Annotated in this window: 13 protein-coding genes and 1 pseudogene; 6 read left to right on the plus strand and 8 right to left on the minus strand. The window is 64.6% G+C overall.

The window, feature by feature from the left end; genetic code table 11:
- Positions 1-33: 33 nt before the first annotated feature.
- Positions 34-882: a VOC family protein gene (locus J2R78_RS03300; protein ID WP_253609686.1), complete on the minus strand. Its 849-nt coding sequence runs from the start codon at positions 880-882 to the stop codon at positions 34-36.
- A 226-nt stretch (positions 883-1,108) separates the two neighbouring features.
- On the opposite strand from J2R78_RS03300, the gene J2R78_RS03305 reads away from it, so the two are divergent.
- Together J2R78_RS03305 and rbsK are read left to right on the plus strand one after the other, a co-directional pair.
- Positions 1,109-2,002, plus strand: coding sequence for a sugar kinase (locus tag J2R78_RS03305; protein WP_018270479.1), 894 nt, complete (start codon positions 1,109-1,111; stop codon positions 2,000-2,002).
- Between the two features lie 22 nt (positions 2,003-2,024).
- Positions 2,025-2,984 (plus strand): ribokinase, encoded by a 960-nt coding sequence (gene rbsK / locus J2R78_RS03310; RefSeq protein ID WP_253609687.1) that lies wholly within the window; start codon positions 2,025-2,027, stop codon positions 2,982-2,984.
- Positions 2,985-3,031: 47 nt separating this feature from the next.
- Here rbsK and J2R78_RS03315 read toward each other — a convergent pair.
- Positions 3,032-3,940 (minus strand): annotated as a pseudogene (locus tag J2R78_RS03315) (IS30 family transposase); the annotation flags it as partial.
- 219 nt (positions 3,941-4,159) lie between these two features.
- On the opposite strand from J2R78_RS03315, the gene J2R78_RS03320 reads away from it, so the two are divergent.
- The gene (locus tag J2R78_RS03320; RefSeq protein WP_253604643.1) at positions 4,160-5,245 is read left to right on the plus strand and encodes an IS4 family transposase; all 1,086 of its coding nucleotides are present in this window, start codon (positions 4,160-4,162) and stop codon (positions 5,243-5,245) included.
- A gap of 205 nt (positions 5,246-5,450) precedes the next feature.
- On the opposite strand, the gene J2R78_RS03325 is transcribed toward J2R78_RS03320, so the two are convergent.
- On the minus strand, positions 5,451-6,674 hold the full coding sequence (locus J2R78_RS03325) for an NAD(P)/FAD-dependent oxidoreductase (RefSeq protein WP_253609688.1): 1,224 nt from the start codon (positions 6,672-6,674) through the stop codon (positions 5,451-5,453).
- Between the two features lie 257 nt (positions 6,675-6,931).
- Here J2R78_RS03325 and J2R78_RS03330 point away from each other — a divergent pair, with 257 nt between their 5' ends.
- Positions 6,932-7,726 (plus strand): enoyl-CoA hydratase/isomerase family protein, encoded by a 795-nt coding sequence (locus J2R78_RS03330; RefSeq protein ID WP_253609689.1) that lies wholly within the window; start codon positions 6,932-6,934, stop codon positions 7,724-7,726.
- An 8-nt stretch (positions 7,727-7,734) separates the two neighbouring features.
- Here J2R78_RS03330 and J2R78_RS03335 read toward each other — a convergent pair whose 3' ends face one another.
- The 4 genes from J2R78_RS03335 to J2R78_RS03350 form a co-directional block, all read right to left on the minus strand.
- The gene (locus tag J2R78_RS03335) at positions 7,735-9,075 is read right to left on the minus strand and encodes a TRAP transporter large permease (protein WP_028331861.1); all 1,341 of its coding nucleotides are present in this window, start codon (positions 9,073-9,075) and stop codon (positions 7,735-7,737) included.
- Complete coding sequence (locus J2R78_RS03340; RefSeq protein WP_225160774.1) at positions 9,072-9,656, minus strand: TRAP transporter small permease; 585 nt, start codon at positions 9,654-9,656, stop codon at positions 9,072-9,074. Before J2R78_RS03340 ends, J2R78_RS03335 begins: the two co-directional genes overlap by 4 nt.
- Before the next feature lie 24 nt (positions 9,657-9,680).
- Positions 9,681-10,682 carry a TRAP transporter substrate-binding protein gene (locus tag J2R78_RS03345; RefSeq protein ID WP_225649176.1) on the minus strand — a complete coding sequence of 334 codons (1,002 nt, stop codon included), beginning with the start codon at positions 10,680-10,682 and terminating at the stop codon, positions 9,681-9,683.
- Between the two features lie 160 nt (positions 10,683-10,842).
- Positions 10,843-12,546, minus strand: coding sequence for an IlvD/Edd family dehydratase (locus tag J2R78_RS03350; RefSeq protein ID WP_253609690.1), 1,704 nt, complete (start codon positions 12,544-12,546; stop codon positions 10,843-10,845).
- A 172-nt stretch (positions 12,547-12,718) separates the two neighbouring features.
- On the opposite strand from J2R78_RS03350, the gene J2R78_RS03355 reads away from it, so the two are divergent.
- Positions 12,719-13,411, plus strand: a complete 693-nt coding sequence (locus J2R78_RS03355) for a GntR family transcriptional regulator (protein WP_057017495.1) — start codon at positions 12,719-12,721, stop codon at positions 13,409-13,411.
- A gap of 34 nt (positions 13,412-13,445) precedes the next feature.
- Positions 13,446-14,012 carry an invasion associated locus B family protein gene (locus J2R78_RS03360; protein ID WP_253609691.1) on the plus strand — a complete coding sequence of 189 codons (567 nt, stop codon included), beginning with the start codon at positions 13,446-13,448 and terminating at the stop codon, positions 14,010-14,012.
- Here J2R78_RS03360 and J2R78_RS03365 read toward each other — a convergent pair whose 3' ends face one another.
- Entirely contained in the window at positions 14,013-14,834 is an 822-nt protein-coding gene (locus tag J2R78_RS03365) for an NAD(P)-dependent oxidoreductase (RefSeq protein WP_050384739.1), read from the minus strand.
- Positions 14,835-14,862 lie beyond the last annotated feature (28 nt).

A 14,862-nucleotide genomic window follows, 5' to 3' on the forward strand; every position in this document is an offset into this window, starting at 1 on the left:
CCGGGACGATGCGCGGATGAAACGCGGCCCAGCCTAGTCTGGCTTTCCTTGCGACGGCTGCACCAGCAGCGTCGGCACACCGCACGTGCCGTTCCGCACCGTCATCACGCGCGTGCCGGGCCTGCGGCCGTTACGGACCTCGGAGACGTCGACGCCAGCGGCAATCAGCCGCGCACGTGTGGCATCGATGTCGGCGACGCGCCAACAGATGCCGCGCAGCCGGTCCGGCGCGTCCGTCTCCGATTTGCCCGGCCGGTGCGTGACCTCGACGACGAGGTCGCCGCAGCGAAAGAACATCAGCCGGCCCCACTCCGGATGCGATCGGTCGAGCGCCATGTCGAGCCCGAGCCGCGCGCCATAGAGCGCGGCGGCGCGTTCCGGATCGGCGGTCGAAACCACCACGTGATCCATCGCGGTGATCGAGGCCGGCGTGGTGCGGACCGACAACGGCCGCTCCTGCTCGCGCTCCAGGAAGAACATGCGTACGCCCCGTGTCGCATCGGTCGCGGCCCGCGTGCGCTTCCACGACAGCGTGGCTCCACTGGTGTCGTCGCGGCTCTCCATCTCCGCGACGGGTTCGGGCTTCAGCGTCAGCCGGTCGAGCCGGCGGTGTGTCCTGGCGATATCGCTGGTGCGGAAGCAGAGGCTCGCAAGCCCCTCGCCCTGGGTGGCAAGCGCGCTGCGGACGCGCTGGGCTGCATCGTCGTCGCCGTGCGGCGCCACCAATTCCAGCGTGGTGTTGTCGAGCGTGAACAGCGTGCGGTCCGCGCCGCCGCCGCGGTAGCGCCAGGACGGCGTCCGCGCGAACAGCGTCTCGTAGGCGGCGCTGGCAGCAGCGATGTCGCTGGTCAGGACGACGACGTGATCGAGACCGGTGATCATGGCCGCAACCTCCCCGAATCTGCCGTCATTGTGTTTCTCCCTTAACCCAACCCGGAACCACGGACTGCCGCCGGCCGTTATGCCGCATGCCAGAACGGCCCGGCGCAGCCATCATCTCTACCTGTAAACCAGGCAGGGTTGCGAATATTTTCAGCGATCTCGGCCGACCAGCAATGCTAGTCTGGAACCGCCGGCCGGGACCACACCAAGCCACGACGGAAAGCGAATGCAGGCTCTCTTCATCGGACAGACCTATATCGACGTCACCTTCATCACAGATCACATGCCCGTCGGCGACGAAAAGCACGTCGCCGACGCCTATGCGGTGTCGTTCGGCGGCAACGCCGTGACCGCGGCGTTCTGCTGCGCCAAGCTCGGCGTCCCGCCGGACCTGATCGCCACCATGGCCAATGACTGGCTGGGACGGATGTTCTGGGACATGGCCGACAGGTACGGCATCTCGTTCCACCCCCGCAAGGTCAACTCCTCCTCGCTGTCCTTCATCATGCCGAACGACGGCAAGCGCGCCATCGTCCGCTGCCGCGACGACCAGCACATCCATCCTTTTCCGCTGCTGAACATCAAGGGCTGCCGCGCGCTGCACATCGACGGCCACCAGCCGGACGCCGCGATCCATTATGCGAAGCTGTGCCGCGAGGATGGCATCCTGACCTCGCTCGACGGCGGCGGCCTGCGCACCAACACCCACGAGCTGCTCGCATTCATCGACATTGCGATCGTCGCCGAACGCCTGTGCGAGCAGATGGACAAGACGCCGGAACAGATGCTCGACTATCTCAAGAGCCGGGGCTGCAAGGTCGGCGGCGTCACCATGGGCGAGCGCGGCCTGCTCTGGTATGACGAGGCCGGCACAGTGCGCACGCTGCCGGCCTTCCCGATCCCGCGCGCGCGTGTGATCGATACCAACGGCGCCGGCGACGTCTTCCACGGCGCCTACATCTACTCTTACCTTTCAAACCCGAGCAAAGGCTGGCATGAGCATTTCAAGTTCGCGCGCGCAGCCTCGACCTTCAAGATCCAGAAGCTCGGCAACGAGGCCGGCCTGCCGACGCTGGCGGATATCGCGGCGGTCAAGCAGGAGTTTCGCGCCGAGGCTTGATAGGGGTGAATGGGGCTAGGCCATGGGGCGCGTCTTCGTCGCCGGCAGCATCAATATGGACGTGGTGGCGACCGCCGAGCGCCATCCGCGGATCGGCGAAACCGTGGCAGGCGAGGCCGTGCTCTATTTTCCCGGCGGCAAGGGCGCCAACCAGGCGGTGGCTTCGGCCAAGCTCGGCGTACCGACCACGCTGATCGGCCGGCTCGGCACCGATGCATTCGGCAAGGAGCTGCGAACGTTCCTTGCCGCGCAAGGCGTCGATCTCACCTTCGTCAAGGACACCGACGGCACGCATTCAGGCACGGCGATCATCACGCTCGCCAACGCCGACAACACGATCGTCGTCGTGCCGGGCGCCAACGGGCTGGTCGAGGCCGATGATGTCGCGGCCCCCGTCCTCGCGAGGGGTGACGTCGCGGTCAGCCAGTTCGAGATCCCGCTGCCGGCGATCGCTGCCTTCTTCCGACGCGCCCGCGCCGTCGGCGCCACCACGATCCTCAATCCGGCACCGGCAAAACAGGCCGACAAGGCTCTGCTCGATCTCGTCGACATCCTCGTTCTGAACGAGACCGAACTCGGCTACCTGACCGGCACGGAGCTGCGCGACAGCGACACGCCGGAGCGCTTCTCCGAGGCGGCCCGGGCGTTGGGGCAAGGCAAGATCGTCTGCGTCACGCTCGGAAAGCGCGGCGTGCTGGCGCTGGTCGAGCACCAACCGCTGCTCGTGCCGGGACGCGAGGTCAAGGCCGTCGACACCACGGGAGCCGGCGATTGCTTCGTCGGCGCCCTCGCCTCACAGCTCGCCATCGGCAAGCCGCTCGGCGACGCACTGGCCTACGCCAACGCCGCCGCCTCGATTTGCGTGCAGCGGATGGGAGCCGCGCCGTCGATGCCGACGGCGGATGAGGTGGAGGACGCTCTCTCCCCTCGTCGTCCCGGCGAAGGCCGGGAGGTGGATTCACATTCGAAGTGCAACACTTGAGCAAAGGACTCGGCAGGCGTGCGGTAGTCAAGGCATTTGCGCGGGGTGTTGTTGTAGGCGGCGATGAACTGGCGGAACCTGGCGGTCGAGAGGGTTACGAGATCCGTCTTGCGGGGAATAAAGCGGCGCATCCTGCCGATGGCGTTCTCGATGCCACCCTTCTGCCAGGGGGCATGGGGATCGCAGAAGAAGGTCGCGATCGAGAGGCGGTGCAGCGCCAGGTGACCGGCGAACTCGGTGCCGTTGTCGAAGGTAACGCTCTGGCGCAGCTCTTGTGGAAGGGTCGCGAAGAAGCCCACGAGATGGCGGGCGACACCGCGCGCGACCTTGCTGGCAAGGCGGATGCCGAGCAGCAGCCGCGAGGTGCGCTCGTGCACGGTCAGCACGGCCTGACCGTATTTCGAGAACATCATCAGGTCGGCCTCCCAGTGTCCGGGCACGCTGCGGTCGGCCGCTTCGAGCGGCCGATTTGCCAAGGATACACGGCCTTCGATGAAGCTTGCGGGGCTGCCGCCCCGCTTGCCGCGGCAGCCGCGCTTGCTCTTGGCGCGCGGCAGATAGCGCCGCCAGTTGAAGTCCGTGGTGCGCCTGAGTTGGCCATAGATGAAGCGGTAGATGGTCTCGTGGGAGATCACCTTGCGCCCGTGCTCGCGGGCCAGCCGGCCAGCGACCTGCTCGGGCGACCAGCCGCGGCGAAGGCGTTGCAACACCGCGCGGCGCAGGCCGGGCTCCCGTTCGAGGCGTCCGCCCGTCCAGCGCCGCGCTCGCATCTGGTGCTGGGCATAGCTCGGCGTGTAGCCGACCTGGCTCCCCCGATTGCGCCTCAGTTCCCGCGAGACCGTTGATGGCGAGCGATCCAGAGCTGCCGCGATTTGCCGGACCGAGCTGCCATTGGCCGATAGGCAGGCAATCTCGCATCGGTCGTCCAGAGAGAGCTGCTTGTAAGTCCGCCCCATGGCAACACCTCCTCAAGGAAGTGTTGCACTTCGTTTGTGAACTCAGGGGACCCATAACCACCGGCCACAGTTTGGGGGGCACACGCGTGGCAACTGCGTTCGTCTCCGCCAACGACTGCCGCGGAGTATGGGTCCCGGCTTTCGCCCATAGGCGCTAAAATAGGATTTGCGCCTTGGATTCGCTTGTGATTCCAAGATGGAATGGCACACGAATCGCTTGTGAACAAAGATTGGGCGCGCGTTGTCGCCCGACTTGGCGGAGCCGAGGCTCTGAACATTAGCGCGCGCAAGACGAAGGCGTTTGTCCGTCCGCGGGAGATCAGCAATGCGGTCGACTTGCTGCGCCTGATCTTGGCTTATTGCCTTGGTGAGAAAGGGCTGCGGTTGACGGCGGCATGGGCCACGTCGGTTGGGCTTGTCGATATCTCCAACGTGGCTCTGTTGTATCGCTTACGTCAGTGCGGAGATTGGCTGGCAATCTTGGTCGAGCAGGCGCTTGCCGCCGCGGCGCCGAAGGCGAGCCGCGGTCGTCTGATCCGTATTGTTGACGCCACGACGGTCCCCAAGGCTGGGACGAGCGGCAGGAACAAGAACGCAGTGTGGCGTATCCATAGCGCGTTCGATCTTCCGCAGGAGCGCTTTGGTCACTTCGAACTGACCGATCAGCGAGCGGGCGAGACGCTGGATCGGATACCGGCGGTTGCCGGTGAGATCCGTCTTGCCGATCGCGCCTATCTGCAACCGGAGCGCATGGCGCATCTCGTCGATGCCGATGCGGACTTCGTGATCCGGGCCGGCTGGAAGAGCGCGCGCTGGCTCGATGCCGAAGGTAATCTTGTTGACCTCACTGCCGAACTGCGCAACGCCTCGGCGCGTGGCCTGATCGATCGGCCGATTTGGATAAAGCGCAAGTCAGGTGCGCCGCCGCTCGCAGTGCGTCTGGTTGCCGCGAAGAAGCCGGCGCAAGCTGCTGCGGCTGCGCGACGCAAGGCGCGCCGGACTGCACAAAAGGGAGGTCATCAGCTCTCCAGGCAAACACTTGACGCCGCAGATTGGGTGATCCTGGTGACCTCACTCAGGCCAGAGGACTTCACGACTGCAGATATCCTCGCCCTCTATCGGCTGCGATGGCGCATTGAGCTCGGCTTCAAGCGGCTGAAAAGCCTGATTGGCCTGAAGGGACCTCCCGGAACCGACGAGCGGTCCGCCAGACCCCATATCCTCGCTCATCTGCTGATCATTCTATTGCTCGAGCCGCTCGTCGACGAACTCGAAGACTCTCCCCGCTTGGCCGACGCCGCCTGACCCACCCAGTGACGTGGCGTCTGCTGCGCCAGCTCGTAGCTTCGCTACGGCAAGCGATCATTCCACAGCCCGCAATCGCTCTACTCTGCAGAGCCAGTCACGCTCTCCGGCGACATCTACGCGAGCCACCCAGACATAAGCGCCACTATCAGACTATGATCAAACTATCTTAGCGCCTATGGGCTTTCGCCGGGACGACGCTTGCTTATATTTGCGCCAGCGCACTCTTCAGGTCGAAGCTCGCATCCACCGCCTGCTCCGGCGTGATCGAGCCGCCGGCGCCGAGCAGCCGGCGGCCGAACATGTGATCGCCGGCGCGGTTGACCGACTCGATGCCGAGCAGTTTGTCGCCGCGATAGCAGAACGCCGAGAACGCCCCCTGCGCGCGGTCGCCGCGCACCACGACGCGGTCGTAGCCGGTGGTGAGACCCGCCATCTGCAGCTTGTCGGGGCCCTGGTCGCTCCAGAACCACGGCAGGCCGTCGTAGACCTCGGTCTTGCCGGTCAGCCGCGACGCCACGCAGCGCGCATGGTCGGTCGCATTCTGCACCGACTCGAGCCGCAGCGAGCCGCCGAAGCGTTTGCTGGTGTAGAGCGCGCAATCGCCGATCGCGGAGACATTCGGATCGGCGGTCAACAGATGCTCGTCGACGATGATGCCGGATGCCACCGGCAGCCCGGCCTCCGCCGCAAGCTCGACATTCGGCAGCACGCCGACGCCGACCACGACGAGATCGGCCGGGATATGCGTGCCGTTGCTCAGGCTGACACCGGTAACCTTGCCGCCATCGGCCTCGATCGCCGTGACCTGCACCCCGAGGTGAATCCGTATGCCGGCGGCGCTGTGCCGGGATTGCGAGAACTCGGAAATCTCCGCGGTCACCGCCCGCGCCATCACGCGAGAGGCGAGCTCGACCACGTCGACCTCGAGGCCCTTGGCCCGCGCGGTGGCGGCGAATTCGAGCCCGATGAAGCCCGCACCGATCACCACGACGCGCATGCCGGGCGCGATCAAGTCGCGCAGCGCCTGGCTCTCATCCAGGATGCGCAGGTAGCGGACTGCGTCGAGCTTGGCGTTGGGGATATCGAGCAGCCGGTTCCGCGCACCGGTCGCGAACACCAGATGGCCATAGTCGAGCGATGTGCCGGAGGCGAGCGTCACCTTCCGCGCATTGCGGTCGATCGCATGGGCGCGATCGGTGATCAGCTCGATCTTGTTGTCCTGGTAGAACTTGTCGGGCCGGAACATCAGGGTCTCGGGCCCGCCGGTCCCCTTCAGATAGGCCTTCGACAGCGGCGGCCGCTGATACGGCAAATGGCCTTCGTCATTGATCAGGGCGATGCGCTCGGCAAAGCCGGCCTGGCGCAACGACGCCGCGAGCTGGAAGCCGGCGTGTCCGGCGCCGACGATGATGACCGAGCCTGTCATCGGAACAACCCAAATACGCGCGAGCAGGAGCGACCCATGCCGTTTCCTCTTGTCGATGTTAGCTTGCTTGCCCCGTCCCCACAGCGCTCGTGTCTGCGTACCGAAGGCGCGTGCCATTTGGCCTCATGGCTCGCACCGATGCAAGGGGGTCCCAGGCGATTCCGGGCGCACCCGCGGCCCCCGGGCGCCGGGCCGGATTGCCACGGCTCCCGCCAAGGCCTTAAATGTCCGGAACCAACTAGCCCAAGGTCTTCAATATGCCAGCACCCGCCCCCTCCGCCAACGATCCCGCCTTGCTCCGTATCGACGGCGCCATCGCGACCATCACGCTGAACCGGCCGGCCGCGTTCAACGCGATCGACATGACGATCGCCAAGAAGCTCGAGCAGCTCGGCGCCGAGGTCGAAGCCAACAAGAATGTCCGCGTGCTGGTCATCGAGGGCGAAGGCCGCGCCTTCTGCGCCGGCGGCGATCTGCAGACCATCGGCGCAGCGACCGAAGCCAACAATGTCGCCCCCGTGGTCGGCGAGATGCTTCACCACTACCATGCCTTCATCGAGACGGTCCGGCGGATGCCGAAGATCGTTCTATCCAGCGTGCATGGTTCGGCGGCCGGCGCCGGCATGGGCCTCGCGTTCGTGACCGACCTTTGTATCGCCGCGGACGATGCCCGCTTCACGCCCGCCTATGCCAAGATCGGCGTGTCGCCGGATGGCGGCAGCACGGTCGGCATCGTCGGCACGGTCGGGACCCGTCGCGCGCTGCAGATTTTCCTCGCCGAGGATGGCTTCACCGCGCAGCAAGCCTATGAATGGGGTCTCGTCGTCAAGACCGTCCCCGCGGCCGAGCTGAAGGCAGCGACGCGGCAGCTCGCCGAGCGCCTGGCGCAGAATCCGCCCGCCGCAATCGCGGGGACCAAATCACTGGTCTATCAGGCCGCCACCACGCCGACCAATCAGCAGCTCGACGCCGAGGAACACAAGATCATCACGGCGATGCATACCGACGATTTCCGCGTCGCCGTGAAGAAGTTCACCAGCAAGTCGAAGTAGAGGTTTGGCTAGTTCGGGCAAATGTACCCCGTGCCGCCGGGTGCCTTGAAGCAGCCGACCGATTCCGGGATCACCTGCTTGGGCAGCCACAGCACGACCTTCGGAAAATAGATCGTGAAGCAGATCGTGACCAGGAACACGACATAGATCGGCAACGCCGCCCGCAACGCTTTTGCAAAACTGATGCCGACGAATTTCGAGGCCATCAGCAGCACGAGCCCGTAGGGCGGCGTGATCAGGCCGAATGCCAGCGTTGCGATCAGCACCACGCCCATATGCACGCCGTTGATGTCGCCGGCCTGGGTCAAGGCGTTGACCAGCGGCATGAAGATGATGATGGTCGGCACCGGCTCGATGAAGTCGCCGACCACGGTGAACAACAGCACCATCAAGAGCATGATGAGGTGCGGATCGTTACCGGCGATCGAGGTGATCCAGTCGGCGATGTAGATCGCGCCGCGCAGATAGGCCAGCATCCAGCCGAACGCGTTCGCCGCGCCGATCGTGATCAGCGGCAGCGAGAAGATCAGGCCCGCCAGACAGAAATCGTACGGGATCTTCTTCAGGTGCCCGCGGTTCAGCGCCGGAATCACCACGACGATGATGTAGGCGACCGCGACCACCCCGGCCTCGGTCGGCGTGAACCAGCCGGTCAGGATGCCGCCCAGCAGGATCACCGGGATCATCATCGGCAGCGCCGCGTCACCGGCGGCGAACGCAACCTGGCGCAGCGGCGCGCGCGGCTTGCGCAGGCCCGAGGGACCGAAGAAGTAGCAATAAATCATCAGCCCGAAGCCGATCATCAGCCCGGGGACCACACCGGCCATGAACAGCCCGGCGATCGAGACATTGCCGACCGCGCCATAGACCACTGCCGTGATGCTCGGCGGCACCAGCGCTGCGATCGTCGACGCCGAGGCGATGATCGCGGCGATGAAGGCCGGCTCATACCCTTCCCGCCGCATCGGCCCGCCGAGCGCCCGGCTCATGACCGCGACATCGGCGGTGGTCGAGCCCGACATCTCCGAGAAGAACATGCTGAAGACGACGACGACCTGCGACAGCCCGCCCCTGATATGACCGACCAGAGAGACCGACAGATTGGCGATGCGGACCACGACATTTGCCGAGCTCATGAGCTCGCCGACCAGCAGGAAGAACGGGATCGCAAGCAGCGCCTCGGAATCGACGCCGTCGAAGATCTTCTGGATGATCGCCGCCAGCGAGACGTCTGATAGCACTGCGCCGACGAACACGCCGGCCATCAGTGAGAACGGCACCGGCACGCCGAGATAGCCGAAGAACAGGAAGCAGAACGACATCAGCGCAAGCACGACCGGTGCGCTCACGGCTGCACTCCCGTCGTCGCGCGGGTATCGATCGCAGGAATCGGAAGGTCGTCATCCGGCGGCTCCGGATGGTCGAAGCCATTGCGGATCCCGTTGACGAGCTGCTCGACCGTGAACAGGCCGATCAGGATGCCAGACAGCGGAATCACCGCATAGAGCGAGGCGATCGGCGTACCCGACGGCAGGCGGAAGCTGCCGAAGCCTCGCAGGTAATTTTGATAGCCGTACCAGACCAGGCAGAAGGCGACGCCCAGCACCACCAGACGGATGACGATCTCGACGAACAGCCGCGACCTGCCATGCAGCGCTTCGGAGATCGCGGTGAGATAGAGATGGTCGTTGCGCCGTGTCGCGACCGCGGCCCCGATGAAGATCGCGTAGATGAACAGCGTCGAGGTCACCTCCTGCAGCCACAGCCAGGGATGACCGATGGTGCGGGTGACGATATCGGCGGTCACCGACAGCGAGAAGCCGAAGCACAGCAAGCCGCACAGCATCATCAGGATCAGCTCGAGCCGGTCGAGCGCCCGCCATTTCAGATGCCGCTGCCGTTGCAGCACCAGTGTGTCGGCGATGGCCATGCTCGCGCTCCCCGTCGACCCGGGCTAGTTGATCGCGCGGATCAAATTCTTGATCTTCTCCGCATGCGGCCCGAGATCCTTGGCGAGCTTGTCGAGATAGGGATCGGCGATCGCGGTAAAGCTCTTCTTGTCCACATCCTCGACCACCTTGACGCCGAACGATTTCAGTTTCGCAGCCGCGTTCTTCTCCAATTCGAACGCCTTCGCCGGCTCCTTGGCGCTGACCTCGGCGGCCGCCGTCGTCACCCAGGTCTTCTGCTCGGCTGAGAGGCTCTGCCACAGCTTGTCGCTGACGAACAGCAGCGCATTGTTGGCCTCGTGCTCGGTCATCGAGAGCACCGGCGCGACTTCGTAGTGCTTATTGACGAGGTAAACGTTCACGCTGTTTTCCGCCGCATCGACGACGCCGGTCTGCAATGACGTGTACACGCTGCCGAACGGCATATGGACGGTTTGCGCCGCGTAAGCCGGGAAGATCGTGTCTTCCGTAGCCGTCGCCTGAACGCGAATCTTTACACCCTTGAGGTCGCCGACGTTGTGGATTTCCTTCCTCGCATAGATGCTTCTCACACCTTGGCTGCCCGTCGCGATGACATGAAGGCCTTGCGACGTGTCGTCGATCATAGCCTTGATCGCATCGATCACCTTCGGATCGGCAAGCGCCTTGACCACGTGGTTGGCGTCGCGGAACAGGAAGTGCAGCGACATCACACCGGCCTGCGGCGAGATGGTTGCAGTGTTCGCCGACGAGATGATGGCGAATTCAATGTCTCCGGATTTCACAAGCTGCAGCAGCTGCGGCTCCTGGCCGAGCTGCGCACCGGGATACTGGTCGACGATCATGGTCCCCTTGCTCAATTCCTTGAGCTTGGCGGAGAACATGTCGTAGGCGACGCTATAACCGGTATTGAGCTGCTGATCGTGCGCGAAGCGGAAGTGCTTTACCTCCTGCGCGCCGGCGCCCGCGGACAGCAGCAGCGCTGCCGCGGCCATGGCAATCCCGACGATCCTGGCTGAATAGCCCATCGCAACGTTCCCCCTGTTCTTGATTGAGGGGATCATCCCACCAGTCGCGCGGGATTGTCAATAAAACAGGAGAAACGAGCCGCCTGCGGGTATCATTGAGTGCCGCAACGCAGAAATTATCGACAATTCGACCGCCGGGCCGAACGACACCGGCGACTTGCTACTTGCCCTTGGCGCGCATGAAGTCGAAATCGCAGCCTTCGTCGGCCTGCAGGATGGTGTCGTTGAAGAGATGCGCGTAGCCGCGCTTGGCCCAATCGGGCGAACCGGCCGGCGCGAGCGCGTCGCGGCGCTTCTGCAATTCGGCCTCGTCGACCAAAAGATCGATGCTGCGCTTGGCGACATCGAGCCGGATCATGTCGCCGTTCCGCACCAGCCCGAGCGGACCGCCGACCGCGGATTCCGGCGTGATGTGCAGCACGATGGTGCCGAACGCGGTGCCGCTCATTCGCGCATCGGAGATGCGGACCATGTCCTTCACGCCGGCGCGCGCCAGTTTCTTCGGGATCGGCAGGTAACCTGCCTCCGGCATGCCCGGCGCGCCCTTCGGGCCGGCATTGCGCAGCACCAACACGTCGTCGGCGGTCACATCGAGCGCGGGATCGTCGACCCGCAGCGTCATGTCCTCGACCGATTCGAACACCACGGCGCGGCCGGTGTGCTGCAATAGTTTCGGGCTCGCCGCCGACTGCTTGATAACGGCGCCGCGCGGCGCGAGATTGCCGTGCAGGATCGCCATCGCGCCTTCGGATTTGATCGGGTTCGCCTTGGAGCGGATCGCGTCCTGCCCCGGCACATCCTCGGCATTGGCGACGACCTCGCGCAAGGTCTGGCCGGTGATGGTTTTGGCATCGAGATCGATGAGGTCGCCGAGCTGCGCCATCAGCTTCGGCACGCCACCGGCGTGATGGAAATGCTCCATGTAGTGTTCGCCCGACGGCTTGAGGTCGACCAGCACGGGGACCTCGCGGCCGAGCTTGTCGAACGCCTCGAGGTCGATCCTGTGCGGCGAGCGGTTGGCGATCGCCGTGAGGTGGATCAGCCCGTTAGTCGAACCGCCGATCGCCTGCATGACGACCTGGGCGTTGCGGAACGAGGATGGCGTCAGGATCTCGCTCGGCTTCGGTCCCTTGGTCTTCGCCATCTCGGCGGCGACGCGGCCGCTGGCCTCGGCGGAACGGAAGCGTTCGGCATGGGGCGCCGGGATCGTCGCGCTCATCGGCAGCGACAGGCCGAGCGCCTCGGTGATGCAGGCCATGGTGGAGGCAGTGCCCATCACCATGCAGGTGCCGACCGAGGGCGCGAGGCGGCCGTTCACCGCCTCGATCTCGTTGTCGTCGATCTCGCCGGCGCGATACTTGCCCCACAGCCGGCGGCAGTCCGTGCAGGCGCCGAGCACCTCGCCCTTGTGATGGCCGACGACCATGGGCCCGACCGGAATCACCACCGTCGGCAGATCGGCGCTGATCGCAGCCATGATCTGCGCCGGCAAGGTCTTGTCGCAACCGCCGATCACGATCACCGCATCCATCGGCTGGGCGCGGATCATTTCCTCGGTATCCATCGCCATCAGGTTGCGCAGATACATCGAGGTCGGGTGCGCAAAGCTCTCCGCGATCGAGATGGTCGGGAACACGAACGGCATCGCGCCCGACAGCATCACGCCGCGCTTCACGGCCTCGATGATCTGCGGCACGTTGCCGTGGCAGGGATTGTAGTCGCTGTAGGTGTTGGTGATGCCGACGATCGGGCGATTGAGCGCATCGTCAGAATAGCCCATCGCCTTGATGAACGCCTTGCGCAGGAACAGCGAGAAGCCGGCGTCACCATAGCTTGTCAGTCCCTTGCGAAGTCCGTCGGCCATTTTCTTCTCGTCCCGTGGTTGTTCGGCCGCACTTAAGGAGCGGCAGGAATTATTGTCAATATGAGATAATCCGGTCGCGGCGGGTGGCTGGTCTGCGGCAAAATCGCCCCCATTATTGACAATAACCGTGGCGCTATGCTGACCTCAGGCACCGATCCAAAGCCGAGAGCGCATGACAGCCGAGCCCACATTGCCCGAACTCCAGGCCCCCTCGCGCGAGGAGGAACAGGCGGAGGTGATCCGCCGGCTGGAGGAGGACATCATCTTCGGCCGCTTCGCACCCGGTTTGCGGCTGGTCGAGGATAACCTGATGCAGCGCTATGGCGCGAGCCGGCATTTCGTCCGCCAGGCGCTGTTCCAGCTCGAGCGCCAGGGCATCGTGCTGCGCGAGAAGAATGTCGGCGCTACGGTACGGTTCTATTCGGCCGAGGAAGTGCGGCAGATCTATGAGGTGCGCGAGATGTTGACGCGCCAGGCCGCGCTGATGATCGCCCTGCCCGCGCCGCAAAGCCTGATCGACCAGTTGAGCGAACTGCAACGGCACTACTGCATCAAGGCCGAGGCGCAGGACATGCGCGGCATTCACGAGACCAACGATGCATTCCACCTCGCGCTGTTCTCCGCCTGTGGCAATCCTTACCTCGTCCGCTCATTGCAGGACTACATGAACCTGACACTGCCGATGCGCGCCAAGAATCTCGCCGACAGCGAGGGCCTCGCATTGTCGCGCCGCCAGCACGAATTGATGATCGAGCTCTTGAAGGGCCGCGACAGCTGGGCGCTGGCGCAGCTTTGCGTCGATCACATGCAGTACAGCAAGGCGGATTATCTCGTCCGCATCTCCAACGACAAAAAGCCGCAATAGCGCGATACGCGGCCTCCTCGTGAAGGAGACCGCGATGCGCTATGTGGCTATATTCCTTGGATCGCTGGCCGTGCAGCTTGCGCTCGGCGGCGTTGGCGAAGCGGCCGATCCGCGCGCGACGCAGCTCACCTACGAGCCCTGGACCAAGACGTGCCTGACAGAGGCGAGCTGCTTCGTCGGCGCAGCCGCGCGCGGTCGGTGCTCGCCATCGGGCGGCACACTCAGCGTCTCGCCGCAGAGCAGCAAGCGCGCGATCGTGAGCGCCAATGTCGGAACGCGGACCATGCTGGAAGGCACGATCAGCCTCCGCATCGATCAGGACGAGCCGATCCAGATCGCGAGGCCGCATTGCTACACGCTCGGCTGCGGCGGCACGCTCGAGGCCGACGGCGAAATGATCGAGCGGCTGAAGCACGCGCAGACGATCGCTGTCGAAGCCAAGAACCTCACCGGGCAGACCATAAGCCTCGCCTTTCCCCTCACGCACTTCGCCGAGACCTTTGACGGGCCCGGCAGCCCGCCCAAGACATCCGGGCAAGGTTCGAAGGAGGCGCAGCAGCACACCGAATCCGTGAAGCAACTGCCGCAATGCGAGGATTGATCACTTCTTCCAGTCGATCACCCTCTCCTTGTCGCCGTCGAACTCCATGCTGCAGAACGCGCCGCCCTGGTAATAGTCGCCGACCGGATCCGGCGGCAGCTTGGCCTGCTCGGCCATCGCGTGCTCGCGGAAATCTTCAGCCCTTCCGGTCGGACGATAGCCGAGATCGTAGGCGCGGTGATTGTCCCACCACGAGCGCTCATTGTAGGACGCGCCGTACAGCACCTCGAAATGGATGTCGGGATGCTCGAGCCCGATGCGGCAGAGCTGGACGAGGTCTTCCGGCTTGAGCCAGATCGAGAGCCTGCGGTGGTCGAGCGGCGCCTCACCGAAATTGCCGATCCGGAGGCACGTGACCTTGATGCCGTGCTTGTCGGCATAGAGCGCGCCGACGCCTTCGCCGAACACCTTGCTCACACCATAACGACTATCCGGCCGCGCGGTGACGTCGGTGCCGATGCGGTGATGACGCGGATAGAACCCGACCGCGTGATTGGACGAGGCGAAGATCACGCGCTTGACGCCCTTTTTGCGCGCCGCCTCGAACAGATTGTAGCAGCCGATGATGTTGGACTGCAGGATCGCGTCCCAGGGTCCTTCCACCGAATAGCCGCCGAAATGCAGGATGCCGTCGACGCCCTCGCAGATCGCCTCGACCTGCGCAAGGTCGGCGAGATCGGCCGCCTTGAACTTTTCGTTGCTGCCGAGATCGGAGGGCTGCTTGATATCGCTCAGCAGGAGATCCGGATAGATCGGCGGCAGCAGCTTGCGCAGGCTCGTTCCGATTCCCCCCGATGCGCCCGTCATCAATATGCGTGGCATGCCGTCCCTCTTCTTTCCTGATTGCTGC

This window comes from Bradyrhizobium sp. USDA 4538 (assembly GCF_024171045.1).
In the GTDB taxonomy this organism is placed as follows: Bacteria; Pseudomonadota; Alphaproteobacteria; order Rhizobiales; family Xanthobacteraceae; genus Bradyrhizobium; species Bradyrhizobium australafricanum.